Source organism: Kluyvera sp. Awk 3, from assembly GCF_028069715.1.
Taxonomy (GTDB): Bacteria; Pseudomonadota; Gammaproteobacteria; order Enterobacterales; family Enterobacteriaceae; genus Kluyvera; species Kluyvera georgiana_A.
Genome location: NZ_JANEWH010000032.1, coordinates 1 through 26255, shown reverse-complemented (window position 1 = coordinate 26255; position 26255 = coordinate 1). Strand labels below are relative to the sequence as shown.

The 26255-nt window shown below is 57.6% G+C and carries 18 protein-coding genes; 6 read left to right on the top strand and 12 right to left on the bottom strand.

Annotation, left to right across the window (positions count from 1 at the left end; genetic code table 11):
• Positions 1 to 85 precede the first annotated feature (85 nt).
• A complete protein-coding gene (locus NNN71_RS09220) occupies positions 86 to 1375 on the top strand; it encodes an ABC transporter substrate-binding protein (RefSeq protein ID WP_271458370.1) in 1290 nt (429 codons plus the stop codon).
• Here NNN71_RS09220 and yegS read toward each other — a convergent pair.
• The 9 genes from yegS to NNN71_RS09175 form a co-directional block, all read right to left on the bottom strand.
• A complete protein-coding gene (gene yegS, locus NNN71_RS09215; protein ID WP_271458369.1) occupies positions 1372 to 2271 on the bottom strand; it encodes a lipid kinase YegS in 900 nt (299 codons plus the stop codon). The genes NNN71_RS09220 and yegS overlap by 4 nt on opposite strands.
• Before the next feature lie 243 nt (positions 2272 to 2514).
• Entirely contained in the window at positions 2515 to 3876 is a 1362-nt protein-coding gene (gene trhP / locus NNN71_RS09210) for a prephenate-dependent tRNA uridine(34) hydroxylase TrhP (protein WP_271458368.1), read from the bottom strand.
• Positions 3877 to 4029: 153 nt separating this feature from the next.
• Positions 4030 to 4362, bottom strand: coding sequence for a YegP family protein (locus NNN71_RS09205; RefSeq protein WP_167575462.1), 333 nt, complete (start codon positions 4360 to 4362; stop codon positions 4030 to 4032).
• 123 nt (positions 4363 to 4485) lie between these two features.
• Positions 4486 to 5208, bottom strand: coding sequence for a two-component system response regulator BaeR (gene baeR / locus NNN71_RS09200; RefSeq protein WP_167575463.1), 723 nt, complete (start codon positions 5206 to 5208; stop codon positions 4486 to 4488).
• Positions 5205 to 6656 (bottom strand): two-component system sensor histidine kinase BaeS, encoded by a 1452-nt coding sequence (gene baeS, locus NNN71_RS09195; protein WP_167575464.1) that lies wholly within the window; start codon positions 6654 to 6656, stop codon positions 5205 to 5207. The genes baeR and baeS overlap by 4 nt, the downstream gene beginning before the upstream one ends.
• Before the next feature lie 3 nt (positions 6657 to 6659).
• On the bottom strand, positions 6660 to 8072 hold the full coding sequence (locus NNN71_RS09190; RefSeq protein WP_163448373.1) for an MFS transporter: 1413 nt from the start codon (positions 8070 to 8072) through the stop codon (positions 6660 to 6662).
• Between the two features lie 2 nt (positions 8073 to 8074).
• Positions 8075 to 11152, bottom strand: a complete 3078-nt coding sequence (gene mdtC, locus NNN71_RS09185; RefSeq protein WP_223802964.1) for a multidrug efflux RND transporter permease subunit MdtC — start codon at positions 11150 to 11152, stop codon at positions 8075 to 8077.
• Positions 11153 to 14275 (bottom strand): MdtB/MuxB family multidrug efflux RND transporter permease subunit, encoded by a 3123-nt coding sequence (locus NNN71_RS09180; RefSeq protein WP_271458367.1) that lies wholly within the window; start codon positions 14273 to 14275, stop codon positions 11153 to 11155.
• Positions 14275 to 15528 carry an MdtA/MuxA family multidrug efflux RND transporter periplasmic adaptor subunit gene (locus NNN71_RS09175; RefSeq protein WP_249023047.1) on the bottom strand — a complete coding sequence of 418 codons (1254 nt, stop codon included), beginning with the start codon at positions 15526 to 15528 and terminating at the stop codon, positions 14275 to 14277. The genes NNN71_RS09180 and NNN71_RS09175 overlap by 1 nt, the downstream gene beginning before the upstream one ends.
• Positions 15529 to 15780: 252 nt before the next feature.
• Here NNN71_RS09175 and NNN71_RS25255 point away from each other — a divergent pair, with 252 nt between their 5' ends.
• Positions 15781 to 15840: a type I toxin-antitoxin system Ibs family toxin gene (locus NNN71_RS25255; protein ID WP_112919032.1), complete on the top strand. Its 60-nt coding sequence runs from the start codon at positions 15781 to 15783 to the stop codon at positions 15838 to 15840.
• A gap of 82 nt (positions 15841 to 15922) precedes the next feature.
• Here NNN71_RS25255 and yegD read toward each other — a convergent pair whose 3' ends face one another.
• Positions 15923 to 17275 carry a molecular chaperone gene (gene yegD / locus NNN71_RS09170; RefSeq protein ID WP_271458376.1) on the bottom strand — a complete coding sequence of 451 codons (1353 nt, stop codon included), beginning with the start codon at positions 17273 to 17275 and terminating at the stop codon, positions 15923 to 15925.
• A gap of 148 nt (positions 17276 to 17423) precedes the next feature.
• On the opposite strand from yegD, the gene alkA reads away from it, so the two are divergent.
• Entirely contained in the window at positions 17424 to 18281 is an 858-nt protein-coding gene (alkA, locus tag NNN71_RS09165) for a DNA-3-methyladenine glycosylase 2 (RefSeq protein ID WP_163449139.1), read from the top strand.
• Here alkA and NNN71_RS09160 read toward each other — a convergent pair.
• A complete protein-coding gene (locus tag NNN71_RS09160; protein WP_271458366.1) occupies positions 18218 to 20488 on the bottom strand; it encodes a PAS domain S-box protein in 2271 nt (756 codons plus the stop codon). The two genes, alkA and NNN71_RS09160, sit on opposite strands and share 64 nt — an antisense overlap.
• 355 nt (positions 20489 to 20843) lie before the next feature.
• Between NNN71_RS09160 and udk the strand changes: the two genes are divergently transcribed.
• The 3 genes from udk (at position 20844) to asmA (ending at position 24015) form a co-directional block, all read left to right on the top strand.
• A complete protein-coding gene (gene udk / locus NNN71_RS09155; protein ID WP_001575945.1) occupies positions 20844 to 21485 on the top strand; it encodes a uridine kinase in 642 nt (213 codons plus the stop codon).
• Between the two features lie 77 nt (positions 21486 to 21562).
• Complete coding sequence (gene dcd, locus NNN71_RS09150) at positions 21563 to 22144, top strand: dCTP deaminase (protein ID WP_032281180.1); 582 nt, start codon at positions 21563 to 21565, stop codon at positions 22142 to 22144.
• 26 nt (positions 22145 to 22170) lie between these two features.
• On the top strand, positions 22171 to 24015 hold the full coding sequence (gene asmA, locus NNN71_RS09145) for an outer membrane assembly protein AsmA (protein ID WP_271458365.1): 1845 nt from the start codon (positions 22171 to 22173) through the stop codon (positions 24013 to 24015).
• A gap of 39 nt (positions 24016 to 24054) precedes the next feature.
• Here asmA and NNN71_RS09140 read toward each other — a convergent pair whose 3' ends face one another.
• A complete protein-coding gene (locus NNN71_RS09140; RefSeq protein WP_115205308.1) occupies positions 24055 to 25635 on the bottom strand; it encodes a TerC family protein in 1581 nt (526 codons plus the stop codon).
• Positions 25636 to 26255: the final 620 nt, after the last annotated feature.

The following is a 26255-nucleotide window of genomic DNA, read 5'->3' as shown; positions in this document are numbered from 1 at the left end:
GTTCGCCACGGGGCCGGATGGCGGCGTAAACGCCTTATCCGGCCTATCTCTACTTTTCCAATTTGCCTCCGGGAATAATAAAAAAATGCCTAAAAAGTCATTCCGTATTGCTCTCCCGTTATTGCTGTCTGCCTGTACTGCCTCCGCGCTGGCCGCGGAAACCATCGACCTGCGTATGTCCTGGTGGGGCGGCAACAGTCGTCATCAGGTGACCTTGAAAGCGCTGGAAGCCTTCCATCAACAAAACCCGGATATCAACGTCAAAGCGGAATATACCGGCTGGGACGGACATACTTCGCGTCTTACCACGCAGCTGGCGGGAGGTACAGAGCCTGACGTCATGCAAACCAACTGGAACTGGCTGACGCTGTTCTCGAAAGACGGCAACGGTTTTTACGATCTCAATAAAGTGAAAGACGAAATCGGCCTGGAACAGTTCACCGCCAAAGATCTTCAACCGGTGACGGTGAAGGGCAAGTTAAACGGTATCCCCGTTGCCATGACCGCGCGAATCTTCTACTACAACGATCAGACGTGGAAAAAAGCGGGATTAAGCTATCCGCAAAACTGGGATGAGTTGATGCAGGCCGGGAAAACCTTTGAGACTAAGCTCGGCAAACAATACTATCCGGTGGCCCCGGAAAGCCTCGGCGTGCTGGCGTTGCTCAACTCTTATATGGTGCAGAAATACAACATGCCAGCCATCGATGAGCAGAGCAAAAAGTTTACCTATAGCGATGCGCAATGGGTGGAGTTTTTCCAGCTCTATAAAACGCTGATCGACAATCACGTTATTCCCGACATGAAGTACTACGCTTCCTTCGGCAAGGGGAATATCTATGAGATGAAGCCGTGGATTGAAGGCGAGTGGGGCGGCGTGTACATGTGGAACACCGCCGTGACCAAATATTCCGATAACCTGAAACCACCGGCGAAGCTGGAGTTGGGGAGTTATCCGATGTTAGCTGGCGCGACCGACGCGGGGCTGTTTATGAAGCCGTCAATGATGCTGTCGATTGGTAAAACCACCCAACATCCGCAGGCGGCGGCAAAGCTGATTAACTTTCTGCTCAACAGCAAGGAGGGCGTGACGCTGCTCGGCCTGGAGCGCGGTGTGCCGCTCAGCAAAAGCGGCGTGGAGACGCTGACGGCATCCGGCGTGATCAATGACAAAGACCCATCGGTGGCCGGCATTAAGCTCGCGCTGTCGCTACCGGCGAAGGTCGGCGTGTCGCCGTATCTGGAAGATCCCCAGCTGGTGCAGGAGTTTGACAGTGCGTTGCAGTCCATCGACTACGGCAAGAAAACCGTCGCCGAAGCGGCGGCGGATTTCAAGCGTCAGTCGGAACGCATCTTAAAACGCGCGATGCGTTAACGCAGAAGCGGGCAGTCCGGCGGCAGACGGCAGCGCAGCGCCGCCGGTAAAATCTCCATACGGAACGAGGTCCCGCAGAGCGGCTCGCCGTCGAGGTTAAAGGTCATCTCATGTGATGCGGTGACCTCAAACCACGGCGAGACGCTATCCACCAGATTCTCTTTACCGTCGTCGCTGGCGAGCGTATTTAACAGCGCGGGCAGCAGTTCCTCGCCGGTAAAAATTCGCAGATGCAGCAGGCCATCGTCAATCAACGCCTCCGGGCAAAGCTGTTGCCCGCCGCCCGCCTGGCGACCGTTGCCGATGCCAATTACCAGCGCGTCGCCCTGCCAGCTAAAGTTCTCGCCACGAATTTCGCAGCGGTCGGGTTTCAGGGTATCCATGCGCATCAGGCCGTGAATCAAATACGATACACCGCCCAGCGCGGACTTCAGCTTCTCCGGCGTTTCGGTGGTAATGCGCGTGCCAAAGCCGCCGGTTGCCATATTGATAAAGCAGGTCTCACGATTGACTTGGGCAATGTCCACCGGCACGTCACGACCGGCAATCGCCAGCTTAAGCGCGTTAGCCATATCGGTGGGAATATTGACGCTGGTGGCGAAATCGTTCGCGGTACCGAGCGGCACAATACCGAGAGCGGGAACCCGTTCGCTGTCGCACTGAATCAGAGCCGTCGCCACTTCATTGATCGTGCCGTCACCGCCGCCGGCAATCACCGTCGCCACTTGCAGCGCAACGGCTTCTTCGACGTAGCGTTCGGCATCACCTTTCTCCCAGGTGACGCGCACGTGAATCACCACGCCTTCATCGCGCAGCTGCATGACCGCATCGCGCAGCTCGGGCGTACCGGCGCTTTTGCCGTTAAGTATCAGTAAACTCGCTGGAAAATCTGACATCCTTGGTACCTCTTGAGGGGGTATGCAAAGAGTGTAACAAAGGATGCGGCGATGCGCTTTAGGAGGGAAGGCCAAAAAAATAAGCCCGTGTAAGGGAGATTACACGGGCTAAGGAGGTGGTTCCTAGGTACAGCTAGCATTTATGGGTTATGTTTTTCAGCGAGGGAATAGTATCTGGAATCAATAATTCCGTCTGTGATCCATTTCTAAGAATCCTTGCTATTGAAAAACAATATAAATGTACTAGCCGTTATGCGGATTGCGAGTGGATTGTCCTGAGAAATTACGCATCAGCAGGCCATACTCCAGCGCCATATCTTCCGGCACGGGCAACCATACGGTGTGGCCGTCGCCCGGCGCGATGGGCATCACTTCGCCTTTGGCGTTTTCCATATGTTCCAGCGTGAAGTTGACGTTGCCCTGTGGGGTCATCAGCTCCAGGCTATCGCCAATCAGGAATTTGTTTTTCACCGCTACCGCGGCCAGGTTGCCTTTACGCTCGCCGGTAAATTCGCCGACAAACTGCTGACGCTCGGAAACCGAGTAGCCGTATTCGTAGTTCTGATAGTCGTCATGGGTGTGGCGACGCAGGAAGCCTTCGGTATAGCCGCGATGCGCCAGGCCTTCCAGGGTTTCCAGCAGGCTGGTGTCGAACGGTTTGCCCGCGGCGGCATCATCGATGGCCTTGCGGTACACCTGTGCGGTACGCGCGCAGTAGTAGAAGGATTTAGTACGGCCTTCAATTTTCAGCGAGTGCACGCCCATCTGGGTCAGACGCTCAACGTGGGCAATGGCGCGCAGGTCTTTCGAGTTCATGATGTAGGTGCCGTGCTCGTCTTCAAAGGCGGTCATGTACTCACCCGGACGTTTGGCTTCTTCAATCATAAACACCTGGTCGGTTGGCGCGCCGACGCCAAGGGTCGGCTCAACGTTTTGCACCGGAATCGGCTCATATTTGTGGACGATGTTGCCAACGTCGTCTTCTTTGCCTTCCTGCACGTTGTATTCCCAGCGGCAGGCGTTGGTGCAGGTGCCCTGGTTCGGGTCGCGCTTGTTGATGTAGCCGGAAAGCAGGCAGCGGCCGGAGTAGGCCATGCACAGCGCGCCGTGAACGAAGATTTCAATCTCCATATCCGGCACCTGGCTGCGAATTTCTTCAATTTCTTCCAGCGACAGCTCGCGGGAAAGAATGACGCGGGTCAGCCCCATCTGTTTCCAGAACTTCACCGTGGCCCAGTTGACGGCGTTCGCCTGTACCGACAGGTGAATGTCCATCTCCGGGAAGTGCTCGCGCACCAGCATAATCAGGCCCGGATCGGACATAATCAGCGCATCCGGCCCCATATCCACCACCGGCTTCAGGTCACGAATAAAAGTTTTCAGCTTGGCGTTATGCGGCGCGATGTTCACGACCACATAGAATTTTTTACCCAACGCGTGGGCTTCGTTGATGCCGAGCTGCAAGTTTTCGTGATTGAATTCGTTGTTACGTACGCGCAGGGAGTAGCGAGGTTGGCCCGCGTAAACCGCGTCAGCGCCGTAAGCGAAAGCGTAACGCATATTTTTCAGCGTTCCCGCCGGGGAAAGGAGTTCCGGTTTAAACATGATTTTCTCGTTCTGATGACAGGTCAGATTCGCCGCACCTGATGCGGCGAGTTGGGGAGTGCCCCCACATTAAGGGCGGGCATTGTAGCGCTGTGGGGAGGCGAGGTAAAGCGCCGGGTCGTCGCGGGAGACAACCCGGCGGAGGATCTGCCATCAGGTATTATCTTTGACGGTCTCGCTGGTGCCGTTGGTTTTTACCGAGGCGATGCCTTTATCACGCGACTGCTCGGTCGCGTACAGTTGACTGGTGCCAATGACCTGGTGGTTGCCCGCTTTCAGGTTGAAGTGAAATTTGCCGTTGGTGGCGGTTTTCTTTTCATAATGCGCGTCCTGCGGGCTGTTGACCCGCACCGAGGCGATGCCTTTTTCCGCGGCCGCCCGGGTGGTGTACAGCTCGCTGGTGAGAATAACCTCCCCGTTTCCCGCCTTCAGAACAAATCGAAACTGATCGTTGCTGCTTTTGCTTAATTCAAACCAACCAGCCATGGTGACTCCTTGATTAAATTAACATCGTTGAACGTATCGACTGACACTATGAGTATGGGAGAAATTGGCGAAGTTGCGAGCAGAGGAGAAGTGAGAGCGGCGAGCGCGCGCCGCTCGAAGGCATCAGGACAGGCGGCAGGCGTCGGCTTCCCAGCGATAGCCTACACCGTACACCGCGCGGATAAACGACTGATCGGCGTCGAGCGATTCCAGCTTGCGGCGCAGGTTTTTAATATGGCTGTCGATGGTACGGTCGGTCACCACGCGGTAGTCGTCGTACAGATGATTCAGCAATTGTTCGCGCGAGAACACTTTGCCAGGCTCCTGTGACAGCGTTTTCAGCAGGCGAAACTCGGCAGGGGTGAGGTCCAGCGGGCGATCGCGCCATGAGGCTTGAAAACGGCTTTCATCAACGATGAGCGGGCTTTGTTCGTCCAGCGTTTGTAGTTCGTGACGCGGCTTGCAGCGGCGTAAAATGGTTTTCACGCGCGCAACCACTTCGCGCGGGCTGTACGGCTTGCAGATGTAGTCATCGGCGCCGATCTCTAAGCCCAGCAGACGGTCGATCTCTTCAATTTTAGCGGTCACCATAACCACAGGAACGTCGGAGAAGCGACGAATTTCGCGGCAGAGGGTGAGACCGTCGGTGCCCGGCAGCATCAGATCCAGCAGGATGAGATCCGGCGGCGTCTGATGCACGTACGGCAGCACTTTGTCGCCGTGGCTAATCAGCGTCGGGGCGTAGTGCGCTGCCAGTAAATAGTCGATGAGCAACTGCCCCAGCTTGGGTTCATCTTCCACAATCAGGATGCGTGGGGCATTTTCATCAATCGGTAACTCGGTCATATTTCTCTCGGTAATACACGTTCCAGCGGTAACTCTACTTTAATGCTAACCCCACCAAAAGGCGAATGCCCAACGTTGAGGTGCCCGCCGTGGGCGGTGACGATGTTTGCGCAAATGGCTAACCCCAGGCCAGAACCGCCGCTGGCGCGGTTGCGAGAACCTTCGGTACGGTAGAAACGCTCGCAAAGCCTCGCCAGCTGTTCATCGCTGACGCCGGGGCTGCTGTCGGCGAATTCCAGCACGATGCTTTGTGGGAGCAGTTCGGTGCGAATCAGCACCTGGCCGCCGCTGTCGGTATAGCGCAGGCTGTTTTCCAGCAGGTTATTGAATAACTGCATCAAGCGGTCCGGATCGCCAAACACGGTGGCGTTTTCTGCCAGCGCCAGATTGAGCGTCAGCCCGCGGCTGGCAAGACGTTCGCGGAAGGCATCGGCGGCGATTTCAATCAGGCTAATGATATCGACCGGCGCTTTCTGGTAGGCCAGCGCCCCTTCATCGGACATCGACAGCTGATGCAGGTCATCAACCAGCTTGGTCAGGGTGGCGACTTCGGCCTGCAAAGAGGTGACCGATTCCGGGGTGAATTTGCGTACGCCGTCCTGAATCGCCTCCAGCTCGCCGCGCAGTACCGCCAGCGGCGTGCGTAGCTCGTGGGAGATATCGGCCATCAGGTCGCGGCGCATCTGCTGGTTTTTTTCCAGCGTGCTGGCGAGCTGGTTGAAGTCCTGCGCCAGTCTGCCCAGTTCATCGCTGCTGCTCACCGGGACACGGGTCGAAAAGTCGCCCGCCGCCAGCTTGTGGGTGCCTTCCACCAGCCGCCGCACCGGGGCAATCAGCCCGCGTGCCAGCGGGAAGGTCGCCAGCGCCGCCAGCAATGTCGCCAGCCCGACGATAAGCCAACTGGTGCGGCGCTGCTGTTGATCGAAGTTGATATCAGTGTTGCGGGTCAGCCGTTCGACCGGTGAAGCGATCACCGCGCCGACCTCCATACCGTTGACGATAATGCCGCGGCGGGAGCCGTCGTGCGGCACCGCTTCGCGCGGGCCGACCAGCACGCGAGCGTTTTGGTCGACTACCCAGAACTGCGTGCGCCAGCCGTGCGGCGGCATGCCGCCGCGATCCGGGCCGCGAGGCGGTTCGCCGTCTGGCCCCGGAGGGCCGGGCGGCTGGCGGTCATCACTGTTGTCATGTTCAAACGAACGGAGGATCTGGAAAATAAAACGATCGTTATTGCGTAAAAAGCGCCAGTTTCCGTGCTGGGCATACTGCTCAGCCAGTGCGTCGCTCAGCAGCTGCAACCGCTGCTCGTTGCCACGCTTGATATAGTCAATAAAGCCGCGCTCAAAGCTAATGCGCACGGCCCAGTGCATGCTGATCAGCAGCACGATGCAGGTGGCTAAGATGGCGAGAAACAGTTTGCCGGAAATTCCCGGGCGCCATAATTTCACGGTCTACTCCTTCAGTTTGCGTCGGGCAATAACCACGTTTTTGCTGGTGTCGTCCGGCACGCGCGCGAAGACGAGAGCGGGAAGCGCAATAATGATGGCCATACAAATATAGGTGTACATAAAGACGTGATGCGTCGCCTCGCTGCCGATGGCAATGTGCTGCTGACCGAACATGCCCAGCAGAATCCCGGCGATGGTAACGCCGATACTCATGGAGAGCTGCATGATCATCGACAGCAGGCTGTTGCCGCTGCTGGCGAATTCGTCCGGCAGGTCTTTCAGCGTCAGGGTATTCATCGAGGAGAAACGGCTGGAGTTGACCATTCCCTGAATAAACAGCACCACCGGTAGCGCGTAGTACCAGCCTGCCAACGCGGTGAACATAAACAGCAGGCTGATTAACGACAGCCCGAGCGTGGCGGATACCAGCACGTGGCGGTAACCGAAGCGGTTGACCACCTGCACCACTATCCGCTTCATGCCCATGCTGCCCAGCACCATCGGAATCATCATCAGCCCTGCGTGGAAGGGGCTGAAGCCAAGGCCGATTTGCAGGAACACCGGCGTCATAAACGGCAACATGCCGCTGCCGATGCGCCCGGCAAAGCTGCCTGCCAGCCCCAGAGAGAAGGTGGAGGTGTTAAACAGCTTAAGGCTGAACAGCGCGCTGTCGTTGCCGCGCGCATGCCACAGATACAATCCAATCGACACCATACCGACGGCGACCAACATGCCCATCGTTAGTGATGAAATGCCAAGGCCTTTCTGGCCGTCGAGGGCTAAGGTTAACGTTGCCATGCCCAGCGCCAGCACCACGAAACCGGAAATATCAAATTTCCGCGTCTGGACGGTGTAGTTAGGCATCAACATCAACGTGGCGATACCGCCCACGATGCCAACCGGGATGTTAATCAGGAATATCCAGTGCCAGGAGGCGTACTCCACCAGAATCCCGCCCAGAGCTGGGCCAAGCAGCGGGCCAACCTGGCCGGGCAGGGTGACGAAGGTCATTGCCGCCATATACTGCTCGCGCGGAACGATTTTCATCACCGTCAGCCTGCCGACGGGCACCATCATCGCGCCACCAATCCCCTGTAGCACGCGCGCCATGACCAGCTCATTGAGCGTGCTGGAAAGTGAGCAGAACAGCGAGCCGAGGGTGAACAGGATAATGGCGGTGAAGAAAATATTACGCACGCCGACACGATCGGCGAGCCAGCCGCTGGCGGGCAGCATGACGGCGACGGTCAGCACATAGGAGACCACCACCATGTGCATATGCAGCGGGCTCTCCCCCAGGCTTAACGCCATGGAGGGGAGGGCGGTGTTGACGATGGTGGTGTCCAGCGATTGCATAAAAAAGCCGAACGCCACGATCCAGAGTTGCCAACGAACGTTAGCGGGTAGTTCAGTCATCGTTATTCAGTTACCGATTGTCGGGGTTGACGCGAAAAACGCAGACGCAGACGATCGAAGAACAGATAAACCACCGGGGTGGTATAGAGGGTTAACAGCTGGCTCATCACCAGACCCCCTACAATGGTAATCCCGAGAGGTTGACGCAGTTCGGAGCCATCGCCCCCCGAAATCACCAGCGGCAGCGCGCCAAACAGCGCCGCCAGCGTGGTCATCATTATCGGGCGAAAACGCAGCAGACAGGCCTGGAATATGGCCTGTTCCGGCGGCAGATTGCCGTTACGCTGGGCTTCAAGGGCGAAGTCGACCATCATGATGGCGTTTTTCTTCACAATGCCAATTAATAGCATGATCCCGATAAGGGCGATTAGGCTGAACGGGGCATTGAACAGCTCCAGCGCCAGCAACGCGCCAACGCCCGCCGACGGCAGCGTGGAGAGAATGGTCAGCGGGTGCACGTAGCTCTCGTACAGGATCCCCAACACGATATACACCGTGGCGATGGCGGCGATGATCAGGATAATCTGCGAATTCATTGTCTCCTGGAATACCTGCGCCGTCCCGGCGAACGAGCCGCGCACCGTGTTCGGCACGCCAAGCTGGGTCATGGCGCGGTTAATCGCGTCGCTGGCTTCCGACAGGGATTTACCGGTCGGCAGGTTGAAGGAGACGGTCGATGCCGCCGACAGCCCCTGGTGGTTGACCGACAGCGGCGCGTTGGAAGGCTGCCATTTGGCGAAATAAGAGAGCGGAATGGCTTTCCCGTCGCTGTTAATGACGAACATTTTGTCCAGCGCGCTCACATCCTGGGTGTAGACCGGGTCTACCTCCATCACCACTTTGTACTGGTTCAGCGGTTGATAAATGGTGGAGATCTGCCGCTGGCCGAAGGCGTTGTTCAGCAGGCTGTTAGCCGCCTCGACGTTAATGCCCAGCCGTGACATGGTTTCACGATCGTAGACCAACGCCATTTCTGCGCCGTTGTCCTGCTGATCCGAGTTGACGTCCGCCAGCTCCGGCAGCGCCGCCAGTGCTTTGCGGATTTTGGGCTCCCACTCACGCAGCGCGCTGAGGTCGTCCGACAACAGCGTGTACTGATAGCTGGCGTTCGACTGGCGGCCACCCACGCGGATGTCCTGCACCGCCATTAAGAACAGGTTGGCCCCCGGCTCTTTGGCCAGCTTTTTCCGCAATCGGTCGATAATTTGCTGCGCCGACTCCTGGCGCACGTCGCGCGACTTCAGGGTGATAAACATCATTCCGCTGTTCACCCTGGAACCGCCGGTGAAACCGGTGACGTTATCCACCGCCGGATCTTCACGAATAATCTTCATGAAATCCTGTAGCTTACCGCGCATCGCCTGGAAGGAGATGCTCTGGTCGGCCTGAATGCCGCCCATCAGCACCCCGGTATCCTGCTCCGGGAAGAACGTTTTCGGGATGGAAATATACAGCCAGACGTTCAGCGCGATGGTTGCCAGGAACACCACCCCCACCAGCTTCGCATGGTTCAGCACCCAGCGCAGCGATTTGCCGTAACCCTGCTGCATGGCGACCAGCAGACGCCCCAAACCTTTATTACGGGTTGGCGAATGCGGGCGGCTGGATTTCAGCATCCAGCCGCACATCATCGGCGTCAGGGTCAGCGAAACGGCCAGCGAAATACCGATCGCCACCGACAGCGTGACCGCAAATTCCCGCAGCAGCCTGCCGGGCAGGCCGCCCATAAGCAGCAACGGCAGGAACACCGCCACCAGCGAAACGCTCATCGACAGGACGGTAAAGCCCACTTCGCGACTCCCCTGTAGCGCGGCTTGTAGCGGTTTCATGCCCGCTTCCAGGTGGCGGGAAATATTCTCCAGCACCACGATGGCGTCATCGACCACGAAACCGGTGGCGATGGTCAGCGCCATCAACGACAGGTTGTTGAGGCTGAAACCGCACAGGTACATCGCGGCGAACGTGCCGATCAGCGAGACCGGCACCGCCACCGCCGGAATCAGCGTGGCGCGGCCGGAGCGCAGGAACAGGAACACCACCAGAATCACCAGCGCCACTGAGATCACCAGCGTTTGCTCAACTTCCTCAAGCGAAGCGCGGATCGTCGGCGAACGGTCCTGGGCAATTTGCAGGTCGATAGCCGCGGGAATGGTCTGTTGCAGCTCCGGCAGCTCGGCGCGAATACGATCGACCGTGTCGATAATATTGGCTTCCGGCAGCTTGCGGATCATCAGCAGGATGGCCGGTTTGGCGTTGGTCATCCCGGCGTTACGCACGTCCTGCACCGAGTCGCTGACCGTCGCCACGTCGCTCAAACGCACCGCCGCACCGTTGTTGTAGTGCACGATCAGCGGCTGGTACTCAGCGGCTTTTTTCAGTTCATCGTTAGTCTGCACCTGCCAGCGATGGGCGCTATCGTCGATCGCCCCCTGCGGTTTACGCACGTTGGCGTTGCTGATGGCCGTGCGCACCGCGTCCAGCGAGACGCCCTGGTTAAACAGCGCCTGCGGATTCAGGTCAACGCGCACCGCGGGCAGCGAGCTACCGCCGACGTCCACGTCGCCCACGCCGTCAATCTGCGCGATGCTTTGCGCCAACTGGGTGGAGGCGAAATCGTACAGCTCGCCCTGCGAGTAGGTATCCGAGGTCAGCGTCAGGATCATGATCGGCGCATCGGACGGGTTGGCTTTGCGATAGGTCGGACGACTGGGCATCCCGCTTGGCAGCAGGTTTTGCGCGGCGTTAATCGCTGCCTGCACGTCGCGCGCCGCGCCGTTAATATCGCGATCGAAGTTAAATTCGAGAATGATACGCGTGCTGCCCAGCGAGCTGCTGGAGGTCATTTCATTGACGCCCGCAATGCGCCCTAGCGAGCGCTCCAGCGGGGTCGCCACCGACGAGGCCATGGTTTCCGGCGATGCGCCGGGCAGCGAGGCGCTGACCATAATCACCGGAAAGTCGACCTGCGGCAGCGGGGCCACCGGCAGCAGACGAAAGCCGAGCACGCCGCAGAGGGTGATGGCGACGGATATCAGGATCGTCGCCACCGGGCGGTAGATGAAGAGGGCAAAAAATTTCACTTACGCTTCCTCTTCACGGCGCGGGAAGCGGCTTTTCAGGTACAGCGACAGGCGGTCAAACAGCAGGTAAATCACCGGTGTCGTAAACAGGGTGAGTACCTGGCTGACCAGCAGGCCGCCCACCATGCCGATCCCCAGCGGGCGACGCAGCTCGGCGCCAACGCCGGTGCTCAGCATCAACGGCAGCGCGCCAAGCAGCGCGGCGAGCGTGGTCATCAGAATCGGACGGAAACGCAGCAGACAGGCCTGATAAATCGCTTCGCGCGGCGCCATTCCCTGCTCACGCTCGGCGGCCAGCGCAAAGTCGATCATCATGATCGCGTTTTTCTTAACGATACCGATCAACAGGATGATGCCGATAATGGCGATCACGTCCAGTTCGTTGCCCGCCAGCATTAATGCCAGCAGCGCGCCGACCCCTGCGGTCGGCAGGGTCGAGAGAATGGTGATCGGGTGGATAAAGCTCTCATACAGCACGCCGAGCACGATATACATCGCCACCACTGCCGCGACCACCAGCCAGATGGTGCTGCTCAGCGCCGACTGGAAGGCGAGGGTGCTGCCCTGGAACTCGGTACGGATATCCGCCGGGAAGTTCAGGGTTTTCTCACTATCCAGAATGGCCTGTACCGCATCGCCCAGCGAGTAGTTATCCGGCACGTTGAACGAAATGGTGGTCACCGGGAACTGGTCGAGGTGGTTAATCGACAGCGGCGCAAAGCGCTGTTCAATTTTGGCGATCGCCGTCAGCGGCACGATGCCGCCATCGCTGCTGGTCAGGCGCACGTTATCCAGCGCCGCCAGGCCCGGCGTGGCGCGGGTGTCGTGCTCCAGCACCACGCGGTACTGGTTGGCCTGGGTATAGATGGTTGAAATCAGACGTTGACCAAAGGCGTTGTACAGCGCGTTATCGACGTCGGCCATTGAAATACCGAGACGGCTGGCGCTATCGCGGTCGACGTTAACGTAGGCTACCAGCCCTTTGTCCTGCCAGTCGCTGCTGACATCGGAAAGCTGCGGCAGCGCCTGAAGCTGGGTCATCAGCTGCGGCACCCATTCGCTTAGCGCATCCAGCGAGTTGGCCTGCAGCGTAAACTGGTACTGTGTGCGGCTGACGGTGGTATCGATGGTCAGATCCTGCGTCGGCTGGAGATACAATTCGATGCCGGGAATGCGGTCAACCGCGTGTTGCAGCCGGCTAATGACCGTCTGTACCCGATCGTCACGCTCGTCGAGCGGTTTCAGGTTGATCTGCAAACGTGCGCTGTTGAGCGCCGGGTTGGTGCCGTCGACGCCGACAAACGACGTGAGACTTTCTACCGCCGGATCTTTCAGGATGGCGTCGGCAACTGTCTGCTGGCGTTGCGCCATGCTGGCGAACGACACCGACTGCGGCGCCTGTAGCGTGCCCTGAATAATGCCGTTGTCCTGAATCGGGAAGAAGCCTTTCGGAATGGCGATCCACAGGATGACAGACAGCGCCAGCGTACCCAGCGCCACGCCGAGCGTCAGCCACGGATGGTTCAGCACGCGGGCCAGCAGATGGCCGTAGCCTGCAATCACCCGGTCGAAGAAGCGCTCGCTGGCGCGGGAGAAACGGTTCTGTTTACGCAGCGATTCATGGCTGAGCATGCGCGCGCACATCATTGGCGTCAGGGTTAACGACACGACTGCCGAGATGAGTATCGCCACCGCCAGGGTGACGGCGAATTCGCGGAACAGGCGGCCCACGATATCGCCCATAAACAGCAGCGGGATCAGCACCGCGATCAGCGAGAAGGTCAGCGAGATAATGGTAAAGCCAATCTCACCCGCGCCTTTCAGCGCGGCGGCCATGGGTTTTTCGCCTTTTTCGATATAGCGCGAAATGTTCTCGATCACCACGATGGCGTCATCGACCACGAAGCCGGTGGCGATGGTCAGCGCCATCAGCGTCAGGTTGTTGATGGAGAAATCGAGGAACACCATCACCGCGAAGGTGCCGACCAGCGACAGCGGCACGGCGACGCCCGGAATAATGGTCGCCGGAACGTTACGCAGGAACAGATAGATGATCATCACCACCAGCGCAATCGCCAGCATCAGCTCAAACTGGGTGTCGGAAACCGAGGCGCGAATGTTGGTGGTACGGTCAGACAGGACCTCGACCTTAACGGATTTCGGCAGGCTTTCGGTTAGCTGCGGCAGCATCTGGCGGATGCTGTCCGCCGTCGAGATGATGTTTGCGCCAGGCTGGCGCTGGACGTTCATCACGATGGCCTGCTTTTTGTTCGCCCATGCGCCAAGCCAGGTGTTTTCAGCGCCTTGCTCGATGGTTGCCACGTCGCCTAAGCGAATAGCCGCACTGTTTTTATAGGCGATAATCAGCGCCCGATACTCCTGCGCCGACTGCATCTGGTCGTTGGCCGAGAGCGTCACCGCGCGTGCCGGGCCATCGAGACTACCCTTGGCCGAGTTGACGTTGGCGCTGGTAATGGCGGTGCGAATATCTTCGCTGGTCAGCCCCAGCGCGGCGATAGCCTGGGCGTTGAGCTTCACGCGCACGGCCGGGCGCTGGCCGCCGGCGAGCGTCACCAGACCGACGCCGGAGACCTGGGAAATTTTCTGCGCCACGCGGGTTTCCACCATGTCTTCTACTTCCGTCATCGGCGTGGCGGAAGAGGTGACGGCGAGGGTCATGATCGGCGGATCCGCCGGGTTGACCTTGCTGTAGACCGGTGGGTTAGGCAGGTCGCTGGGCAGCAGGTTAGTGGCGGCGTTAATGGCAGCCTGGACCTCCTGCTCGGCGACATCCAGCGGCAGGGTAAGCTGGAACTGAAGGGTGACGACCGACGCGCCGCCAGAGCTTTGCGACGACATTTGCTTCAGGCCGGACATCTGGCCGAACTGGCGTTCGAGCGGCGCGGTTATCGCTGAGGTCACCACGTCGGGGCTGGCGCCCGGATAGAGCGTCACCACCTGAATGGTCGGATAGTCCACCTCCGGCAACGCGGAGACCGGCAGGAAGCGGTAGCCGATGATCCCGGCCAGCAAAATCGCCACCATCAACAGCGTGGTGGCGACAGGGCGCATAATAAACAGGCGGGATGGGCCGCCCGTATTGCTCGGCGGTAACACTTGCATCAGCCGCGCGCTCCTTTATGGCCTGCTGCGGCGGCCGGTTTTTCCGCGCCTGCGGTGGAGGCGTCATGAGCAGTAACCACTTCCACTTTCGCCCCTTCGGTTAAGCGGTCGATACCGTCGGTGACCACCCGGTCGCCCGCGGAGAGTCCGGCATCAATCACCACTTTCTGGCTATCCTGGATACCTGGAATCACGGTGTGTTTGCTGACTTTGTTGTCGCTGTTCAGCACCCAGACGAAGTGACCGTCATTGCCCATTTGCAGCGCCGCGGTTGGGATGACCACCGCATTTTGCTGGGTATCAACCAGCATACGCGCGTTAACAAACTGGTTCGGGAACAGCGCGTCATCCTGATTGTTGAAACGGGCCTTCAGCTTGATGGTTCCGGTGGTAGCGTCAATTTGGTTGTCGAGGCTCAGCAGCGTGCCCTCGCTCAGCTTCTGTTTGTTGGTGCGATCCCAGGCTTCTACCACCAGCGTTTTACCGGCCTTTTGCGCGGCCACCACGGTGGCGATGTCGTTTTCCGGCAGGGTGAAGACGAGATCGATCGGATGCGTTTGGGTCAGCACGACGATACCGGTGGTATCACCGCTGGAAATCTGGTTGCCGATATCCACCTGTTTTAATCCCACGCGACCGTCAATCGGCGCGGTGATGCGGCTCCAGTCGAGCTGCAGCTGGGCGCTGGCGACGGCGGCCTGGTCGGCTTTAATCGTGCCTTCGGTTTCGCTCACCAGCGATTGCTGGGTATCCAGCTCCTGGCGAGAGACAAGATTGGTTTTGACCAGTTGCTGATAGCGGGCTAAATCACGACGTGCATTAGCGAGCGTGGCTTTATCTTTAGCCAACTGCCCCTGCGCCTGAGCCAGCGCCACTTTAAACTGGCTGGGGTCAATTTCCGCCAGCAGATCGCCGGCTTTGACCTGCTGGCCTTCCTGGAAGTGAATGGCCATCAGTTGGCCGTCGACGCGGCTGCGCACGGTAACGGTATTGGCAGCGGTAATGGTGCCCAGCCCGCTGAGGTAGCGCGGTACCGCTTCACTGGTGGCGGTAGCGGCCTGGACCGGCGCCAGCGCGCCGCCAAAGCGTCCACCGTGTCGCCCGCCGCCAGCTGACGGCGCTCCCGCCGGTTTGGCTGCAGTAGAACCCGAGGTGTCAGAATTGCTGCTAAAGTGCCAGATGCCAGCCGCCCCCGCGACCACCACCAGCACGGCCAGCGCTACCCGCCAGCGAATTTTATGACTGCCTTTCATCGTTATAGGTGTCTCGTCCTGAATCATTTCACGAAATGATACTAGTTTAGTAACGGAACGCTCGGGAAAAATGGAGGAAATATGAAACACGGAAGGAATCGTCTGAATCGCGTCAGCTTTACGAGGCTCCTCGCAATCCGCGGCGATGAAAAACCGCGCAATCGCCGCGTGTGCTACCGTCAGCGGCGTTTAGCAGGGCGCTAAAACAGAAAAGCCCCTCCTGACGAAGGGGCCTTATATAAGGAAAGGGTTATGATGAGGCTAGTCATCATACTGGTAATACTCTTAGTCATTAGCTTACCGGCTTACTAAGATACCAGGGGGAGGAGCAATCCTCCCTTACCCTCATTCCTTTACGATAGGTCGAAAAAACAGCGAAGTCAACGACGATATATCAGGCAAAAACCACCTGCGCCCAGCGGGCCAGACCGGCGGTGACCGAGCCAAAATCGTCGCCACCGGCAACGGGAATGCCCGGCAGCTGTTCGGCCAGCGCTTTTTTAATCAGCGGCGCGCGCGCGCTGCCGCCGGTTAAATAAATGACGTCCGGCTTTTCGCTGCTGTTTTCTAACGCCAGTTGTACCTGCTCAAGAATACGGGTCAGCGGCTGGTTTAGCGCCGCTTCCAGCCCGTCCTGGCTGATGGCGGTGGCCAGCGTGTCGCTGATAAACGGCAGGTGGGTATCGATTTGTGCGCTTTCGGACAAGGCGATTTTGCTCTCTTCCGCGCTGCGCACCAGACGATAGCTTAAACGCTGCTGCCATACCTTGTAGAGCAGAGCGACCTTTTCCGCATCGCGGGCATCGCGCGCCAGGTCACGCAGCAGGCGGCCATTGGCTGAGCTGTAGAAGTCGGTCTGCGCCGGAACATCGTTGATCGCCACCGCGTTCCACCAGGGCAGAATGGGCAGGGCGATGCCTTTTTCGGTTTCGCCGCCCATGCCGAGCAGCGGCATCAGGCTTTTAAACGCCAGCGCGATGTCCAGATCGTTACCGCCCACCCGACAGCCGCTGTGGCCGAGCAGGCTCTGTTCGCGGTCATGACGGGTCCGCCACTGCGGCCCCATCAGCAGCACCGAGCAGTCGGTGGTGCCGCCACCGATGTCGACCACCAGCACGCGTTTTTCTTCGCAGAGGCTGGCTTCGAAATCCAGACCGGCGGCAACCGGTTCGTACTGGAAAACCACGTCGCGGAAGCCGGCACGCTGCGCCGCGCGTTGCAGAATACCTACCGCCTGCGTGTTGGCTTCATCGCCACCCAGACCCTGGAAGTTAATCGGGCGACCAATTACCGCCTGCTCGATGGTTTCCTGAAGCTGTGACTGCGCCTGCTGGCGAATATGCAGCATCATCGAACAAACCAGATCTTCGAATACGGCGACCTGCTGCGGCTTGAGCCCGCTAGCGCCGAGGAAGGATTTAGGCGACTTAACAAAGTACACCTCTTCCGGATCGTCGATGTACTGCTTGAGCGACGCGAGGCCGAACTGCACGCTATTGCCCAGTACCTCGATATCTTCGTCGCGGTTGTAGTTCATCGCCCGACGCAGCAGCGCCTGAGTTTCATCACCCGTTGCCGGTACCTGATGGTGGCGGTACAGCCACTCGCTGACCGCTTCGCGGGTCGGGGCCGACAGCATGGACGGCAGTAGGGAACTGCCGTTTTCCATCATCAGCATGCGCGGAGCGCCATCCTGCATCACGGCGACAGAGCAGTTCGCCGTCCCGTAGTCAAAACCAATAAACACGTCAATCATCCCCATGCCAGTGAAGAAAGGGGGGCGACTTTAGCGGAATGTGGTGATGGCGGCAACAGGAATATGAAAGCAAGGTTTTCCCATTGATTAACCGCTATGCTGTAACGCAATCTTTGCTGTCTGACGAGAAGGATAAAGGATGTTTGAACTGCCCTGGCTGCCGCCATATGACTGGCGCTGGATGTTCGGTTTTTTACAGGCGCGTGCTGTCGCAGGTATCGAATGTTTCCATGATCAAAGCTATACCCGCAGTTGGGGGCTCGGGCCACACCATGGGCTTATCACCATGACGCCTTATCCCGCCCGCCAGGTGCTGCGGGTCACGCTTTCCGCCGGGCTGCTGCCAGTCGCTGACGAAGCGCTGATGCGGGTGGCGAAATTGCTGGATCTGCACTGCGATCCACAACAAATATCGCGCGCGCTCGGAACGCTGGCGGCGGCAAAGCCGGGGTTACGACTGCCTGGCGCGCTGGACGCCTTTGAACAGGGCGTGCGGGCGATTCTCGGGCAACTGGTGAGCGTGACGATGGCCGCGAAGCTGACCGGTAAAGTGGTGGCGCTGTATGGCGAGCCGCTCGCACAGGACGCCTCTTTCTCGTTGTTCCCAACGCCAGAGCGGCTGGCGGCGGCCGACCCGGCGGCGCTGAAAGCATTGGGCATGCCGCTCAAACGGGCGGAAGCGTTAATACATTTTGCCCAGGTTGCGCTTAGCGGAGAACTGCCGCAAACGCAGCCAGACGATGTGGATCAGGCGCTAAAAGCGCTACAACAATATCCCGGCATTGGCCGTTGGACGGCAAACTACTTTGCCCTGCGCGCCTGGCAGGCGAAAGATATCTTTTTGCCGGACGACTACCTGATTAAGCAGCGCTTCCCGGGGATGACGCCCGCGCAGATTCGCCGTTATGCCGAACGTTGGCAGCCCTGGCGATCTTACGCGTTATTGCATATCTGGCACGCCGACGACTGGTCGCCAGAAGAATGTACCGGGGTATAAACCGTCACGATACCGCGACCGTTATTTTTTGAGGTGTAGCAGGCGGCATCGGCCTGAACCAGCACTTCCGCCAGTTGGGCGTTATGGTTGTGAATCAACGTCAGCCCCGCGCTGGCGCCAATACGGTGCAACCGTCCTGCCCAGAAAAATTCGTAATGTTTGATGGCATCGACAATGCGCTCGCTGGCGCTCAGCGCCTGCTCGGTAGAGCAGTGACGCAGAATAAAACCAAATTCATCACCGCCAAGTCGCGCCAGAATATCGCCCGGTCGCAGCAGCGAGCGCATTAGCCCGGCAATTTCACGCAGTAGCGCGTCACCGGCAGCGTGCCCGGCACTGTCGTTGACGGCCTTGAAGAAATCGAGGTCGAGCATCACCAGCGCATGCGACTGGTGTCCTCCGGGCAGCGATTTCAGCAGGCCTTTCAGCTGGCTTTCAAAGCTGGAACGATTGGGCAAGCCGGTGAGCGCGTCGTGGCTGGCGCTGTAGCTGAGCTGGCGCAGCAGGCGGCGCGACTCCGTGACGTCCTGAATGACCAGCACGAAACCGATATGCTCGCCTTCCTGGGTACTGAGCGGGGTCATGCTGTGGTGAATATCAAAACTGCCGCCGTAGCGGCTATGCAGGACTTTGTTCAACTCAATATCGCTATCCAGGTTTTCATCGCTGTACAAATTCTCCAGCCGGGGGCCCTGGTCTCCCTGCGTAATATACAGCACCTCGTGCAATGATTTCCCTTGCGCCTCAGCCTGCTTCCAGCCGCTGATTTTCTCGGCAACCGGGTTCATAAAGATAATGTTTTGCTGGCTGTCGGCGCTGATCACCGCTTCACGAATGGAGTCGAGAGTGATGTGCAGGCGTTCTTTTTCCTGGAACAACGCTTCGTTGGTTTCGGTTATCTCCGCCATCAGCCGTTTGTTGGCTTCGCGGCTCTTTTTCAGATCGTTAATATCTTCAATCTGTTGGATGAAATAGAGCGGCGTTCCATCAGCGTTGCGTACCAGCGAGACGGCCAGCAGCGCCCAGACCGCCTCTCCCTGGCGGGTACGGTAGCGCTTTTCAAGCGAGTAGCTCTCAATTTCGCCACGCGTCAGACGGTCCAGCTGTTCAAGGTCTTGTGCTAAATCTTCCGGCCAGGTGACTTGCTGGAAGGTCATTTGATGCAGTTCGTCAGGGGGATAGCCAAGAAACTTGCTCAGCGCTTTATTGACCTGTAGCCACTGCCCATAGGCATCGACTATCGCCATGCCGACGGCCGAGTATTCCATGGCGTTACGAAAGCGGGTTTCACTTTCCGCAATGCGACGCCGTTCACTGTATACGGCATACATCGCGATGCTCATTACCCCTGTGGGCAATTGCACCATCAGGAACGGCAGCCCCAGCATATTGCTCAGCCGGTAGGTATGAAGGGTATTTTCGATGTTCTCCTGTACCAGCGGATGCTGCGCGGAGAGGGCCAGAACCATCATGATGAGGAGTAAAAAGATCAGGAAGGCTTCAATACGCGGCATACGTACCGCGCTCCACATCATGAGTACCATTATGAAGGTAAACGGCCAGGGCATGTACAACATGGCGATCACGCTGAGCGCGAGGGTAATGGCTGCGGTCAGAAGCGTCGAGATCAGCAGCGTGCGGTTACGATAACGCTGAAAATAGTCTGCCCGGATGAGCATTCCCAGTGGAACTAACGCCAGGGCGCCTGAGGCATCCGAAAGCATCCAGACCAGCAAGGTCTGGAAAGCATTGCCTCCGGGCGTCAAACTGGCCACCACAATACCGCTCAACAATGGCGGGATCAGCGCGGTGGCGATCGCCATTTGAGTCCAGTGGCGTAAGTTTCTTAGCGGGTTGTCGAGGTTCAGCCATCGGCGCAGCAGTAACGCGCCAACCAGCGCTTCCATAAGATTGGTCAACGGGTGTAACAGTCCATTCTGCTCGGGAGCGTAAAGCGCGGTGGCGAGGACAATTCCCAATACGCCAGCAACGCTCATGCAGGGCCATAGCGAACGCTTAACACGGTAGAAGGCGACGGTCATGATGGCCGTCGGAAACCAGACCGGCGATAGCACGTTGTGAGTGTGCATGAGTGATAATGAAAAGAGGGTGAACAAAAATGTCGCTGCCCACAAACCAAACAGTATTTGCAGTGAGTGCTGTTGTGACGCGGGGCGGAGAGGTTTAACGCTGATATTGTTCTTCATTACCACTGTTTTTCCGGAGGCGACGCTGCTCCGGCCATGCTGAAACAAGCCGTGATTATGCAACAACATTAGCGGAATTTATCAGATATGTGACGCTAATTGACAATAATCATCAGTTTGTGTCACCTGTAATATCATATTCGTTAATGTATGACGTCAGTAGAATCCGACGTACGGGCGTTTCTCCTTTTGTCATCGCCGATCGTTGTATTCGACTAGTATCGTTGCCCTGAAATCCCTATAATTGCCGCGTTTGGCGCTGATACACGTGACTATTCGGAACGTTTCCTCTTGAATAATATTGTCTATTCGTGCCGTCCTTCCTAACATCCAGGTTAATCGGGTCGCAAAATTTATGACTGATAAGTCTCATCAGTGCGTCATTGTAGGCATCGCCGGCGCATCGGCTTCAGGTAAAAGTCTTATTGCTAGTACGCTGTATCGCGAACTGCGCGAACAGGTGGGCGATGAGCACATCGGTGTCATTCCTGAAGATAGCTATTACAAAGACCAAAGTCATCTGTCGATGGAAGATCGGGTTAAAACTAACTATGACCACCCGAACGCGATGGACCACAGCCTGCTGTTCCAGCATCTGCAAACGCTGAAGCGCGGCAACCCAATTGAACTGCCGGTTTATAGCTATGTCGAACACACCCGCATGCAGGAAACGATTCATATTGAACCGAAGAAAGTGATCATCCTTGAAGGGATCCTGCTGCTGACCGACGCGCGTCTGCGCGAAGAGATGAACTTCTCTATCTTTGTCGATACGCCGCTGGACATCTGCCTGATGCGCCGCATCAAGCGTGACGTTAACGAGCGTGGTCGCTCCATGGACTCCGTGATGGCTCAATACCAGAAAACGGTGCGTCCGATGTTCCTGCAGTTTATCGAGCCGTCCAAGCAGTACGCCGACATCATCGTGCCGCGTGGGGGCAAAAACCGCATCGCTATCGATATTCTGAAAGCGAAAATTAGCCAGTTTTTTGAATAACTCACACGAATTGTGTAACGTGCAATAAACGCCCTCAACCGTGACGGAAGAGGGCCGTCGTACAAAAGGAGAGTGATATGCGTCTGTGTGACCGTGATATAGAAGCCTGGCTGGACGAAGGGCGACTGTCGATTAACCCGCGTCCGCCGATTGAGCGTATCAATGGTGCCACCGTTGACGTGCGTTTAGGCAACAAGTTTCGCACCTTCAGCGGCCACACTGCCGCCTACATTGATTTAAGCGGGCCGAAAGCGGAAGTCAGCGCGGCGCTGGATCGTGTGATGAGCGAAGAGATTGTGCTCGCGGAAGGCGACGCCTTCTATCTGCATCCGGGCGAACTGGCGCTGGCGGTGACGCTGGAATCGGTCACGCTGCCCGCGGATCTGGTCGGCTGGTTGGACGGTCGTTCCTCGCTGGCGCGTCTGGGCCTGATGGTGCACGTCACCGCGCACCGTATCGATCCGGGTTGGTCGGGTTGCATCGTGTTGGAATTCTACAACTCCGGTAAGCTGCCGCTGGCGCTGCGTCCGGGGATGCTGATCGGCGCACTGAGCTTCGAACCTCTGTCGGGCCCGGCGGCGCGTCCATACAACCGTCGTGAAGATGCCAAATACCGCGATCAGCAGGGCGCGGTTGCCAGTCGTATTGATAAAGACTGACCCATCGCAAAGCGGATGAGGGTGCCATGAGAAGAATATTGACGACACTGATGATTCTGCTGGTGGTACTGGTTGCCGGCCTGTCATCGTTGGTGCTGCTGGTCAATCCTAACGATTTCCGCAGCTATATGATCAAGCAGGTGGCTGAGCGCAGCGGATATCAGCTGGAGCTGGACGGTTCCCTGCGCTGGCACGTCTGGCCGCGGCTAAGCATTTTGTCCGGACGTATGACCTTAACCGCGCCCGGCGCCAGCGCGCCGCTGGTGCGGGCGGACAATATGCGTCTCGACGTGGCGCTGCTGCCGTTGCTGTCACATCAGCTGCAGGTTGAGCAGGTGATGCTCAAAGGCGCGGTGGTACAATTGACGCCGGAAACCGAGGCGATTCGCGACCAGCGAGCGCCGGTGGCGCCAAAAGGAACCTCGCTGCCTCAGGAGTCTGGCGATCGCGGCTGGTCATTCGATATTGCCGGGCTGCAGGTCATTGACAGCGTGCTGGTATTCCAGCATGAAAGCGATGAGCAGATGACTGTCCGCGATATTCATCTGCAGATGCAGCAGGATGCCGGGCATCAGGCCACCGTCGATTTCTCAGGCCGCATGAACCGCGATCAGCGCGACTTATCCCTTCGTTTCTCCGCCGCCGTTCAGGCGGGCAACTACCCGCAGAGTCTGGATGCGCAGCTGTCGCAAATCAGCTGGCAGCTTCAGGGCGCCGATCTTCCGGCTCAGGGCATTAACGGTAACGGTAGCGTGAACGTTAGCTGGCAGGAGGACGCGAAGACGCTCAGCTTTAACGCGCTCAATCTGATGGCCAACGACAGTACGCTGACCGGTAAAGGCAGCGTGGTGCTGGGCGATAAGCCGGTGTGGTCGCTGAACCTCCAGTCCGACAAGCTCAACCTCGATAACTTGCTGGTGCGCTCGGATATCCTCCTCAGCGGTGGCGCGCAGCAGGCACAGTCGGCGCCGAACAAACCGCGTCCGGTGATAGCCAACGGCGTTAATTTACCGCCTTATAGCGGCCTGAAAAGCTTCGATGGTTCGCTTTCGATGACCGCGAACCAGATCGTCTGGCGCGGGCTGCCGTTTACCCATGTGACCCTGCAGGCCGATAACCAGCGTGGGCTGCTGCATATCTCTCAGCTGGAAGGTTCACTGGGGGGAGGGCAACTGTCGCTGCCGGGCACGCTGGATGCGCGTAGTGGGACTCCGCAGGCCGAATTTCAGCCTAAGCTCGACAACATCGAGATTGGCAGCCTGTTGAAGGCCTTCAACTATCCCATCAACATGACGGGCAAACTGTCGCTGGCCGGTGATTTTTCGGGTTCGGTGATTGATGCCAACCACTTCCGCCGCGACTGGCAGGGGCAGGCGAATCTTGAACTAAGAGACACCCGTACCGAAGGGCTGAACTTCCAGCAGTTGGTTCAGCAGGCGGTTGAGCGTAGTACAGACGTGCAGGCGCAGGAGAACTATGACAGCGCCACACGGCTGGATGAACTGACGACCGATGTTGACCTCGATAGCGGCATTCTGGCGCTCAGTAACATGCAAGGGAAATCTTCGCTGATGCAGATGACCGGCAAAGGCACTCTCGATCTGATGAAAGAGGAAGGCGATCTGCAGTTCGGTATTCAGGTTACTGATGGTTGGCAGGGGCAGGGCAAGCTGGTGGATATTCTGAAGTCTACGGCTATTCCGCTGCGCGTTTACGGTAAATGGGAAGCGCTGAACTACAGTTTGCAGGTAGACCAGATACTGCGCCGTCAGCTACAGAACGAGGCGAAGCGTCGGTTAAATGACTGGGCGGAACGCAATAAGAACACCCAGTCCGGTAAAGACGTGAAGCAGCTCCTCGATAAGCAGTAACATCCCTAAGCCCGGCGGCATGGTGCCGCCGGGAAAATATTACACTTCGTAATCCCACTCTTCCTGCGGCGGCGGGATAATCTGCACTTTCTGTACCCTGTGGCTCTCGACCTGTAAGGTTTTCAGCGTCCACGGGCCAATCTGCACCTCTTCACCGGCTGTGGGAATGCGCTGCAGGTGTTCCATGAGCAGCCCGGCAATGGTGTGGTACTCGCGCTTTTCATCCAGCGGCAGCGGAACGTATTGCACCAGGTCTTCCAGCGGCATGTGGCCATTTGCCGTCCAGCTGCCGTCGGCATTTTTCTGAATGTCGTGGCGCGCATCAATCTCTTCAGCCTCGTTTGGCAGGTTACCGGCAATGGTCTCGGTCACGTCGCTTAACGTCACAATCCCCTCGACCGAACCAAACTCATCCACCACGAAGGCAAAGTGGGTTCGCGCGTTACGGAACTGTTCCAGCGCCGACAGCAGCGGCAGCGCCTCCGGGAAGACCAGCGGCTGGCGGATCAGTACGCGCAGATCCAGCGGTTCACCGCGCAGCGACTGCTGTAACAGATCGATGACGTGCACCACGCCGAGCAGATCTTCTTCGTCATCGCCGCCGGTTACCACCAGCCGGGTATGCTGGTTTTTCTCCAGCAGCGCGCGAATTTCGCTTTCCGGCGCGCTAAGGTCGATGTGCTCGATATCGTGACGTGAAGTCATGATACTGCTGACCGTGCGCTGGTTAAGGTTGAGCACACGCTCAATCATCCGCCGTTCCTGCGGGTCGAAGATTTGCTGATCGTCCTGGTCCACCAGCAGCGAGGCGGTACCGACATCCAGCTCGGCATCCTCTTTCTTGCCGCTCAGCAGGCGCATAACCGCCTCCGTCGTGCGGCTACGCAGCGACTGGTTAGCGGTGAGGAAGCGACGACGGTTGAAGATAGCCAGCTGGTTTAAGAACTCGATCATTACCGAGAAACCGATAGCCGCGTACAGATAACCTTTAGGAATGACGAGGCCAAAGCCTTCCGCCACCAGGCTAAAGCCAATCATCAACAGGAAGCTCAGACACAGGATAACAATGGTCGGGTGGCTGTTCACAAAGCGGGTGAGCGCCTTACTGGCCAGCAGCATCAGGCTGATGGCAATAATCACCGCCGCCATCATCACCGCCAGATGGTCGACCATCCCGACGGCAGTAATCACCGAGTCGAGCGAGAAAACGGCATCCAGCACCACAATCTGCGCCACTACGCCCCAGAAGCGCGCGCCGCGCCGCTGGGTAGGATTATCGCTGTCTTTCCCTTCCAGCCGCTCGTTGAGCTCTACCGTGGCTTTAAAGAGCAGGAAGAAGCCGCCGACCAGCATAATGAGGTCGCGGGCGCTGAAGGTGAAATCACGGATGCTGAATAAAGGCTGGGTGAGCGTGACCAGCCACGAAATAGAGGCCAGCAGCAGAAGGCGCATCAGCATGGCCAGAATAAGCCCGGTGACGCGCGCGCGGTCGCGCTGGGTTGGCGGCAGCTTTTCCGCCAGGATGGCGATAAACACCAGATTATCAATTCCGAGAACCAGCTCAATGACGACCAGCGTCACGAGTCCCGCCCAAATAGAGGGATCGGCAATCCATTCCATACGTTGGTTAAAACCTTATGTTACAAGACAAATTGATCATGGATAAAGCCGCGGCAAAATGCAACGTCTGCCTGTGATTTATCATGACAAAATCTAAGGATATTGTGAAAATAGGGGATAATATTCCCGTGAAATATTTGATGGTGAGAAACTCACTCTGTAATCTGTCAATATAAAGAAATTCCTAAAAATACTCGATTAATTAATCTTAATATTATTCTTAAAAATATTTTTTAAGCGGCAGTTACCTTGCCTGCTATTCGCTTAACTGCAACAATTCTCCCGGTACTGAATGGAATAGCCATTTATGTGCGTCATAAAATAGTCATGCAGGGGATGTTATCCCTGCAATTATATATCCAGGAATATTCTCTATTCTTTTTATGAATGGGTGGGTTTCCTATAACAACATGATTTTTAGGTGAATTGGTAGCTGAAAGCCAAGGGCGGTAGCATGCCTGAAGGCGTGACGTAAAGCCTGAATTATTCTGTCAATAGCCTGCGGATGAATCCCAACTTTTTTAGGATATATGCCAGTTATATTCATCGGCAAATAAATGCATGGTGAGTTTACAGGTAATCAAATCGTACGGATTAATATAATTCGCACAGGATAATTT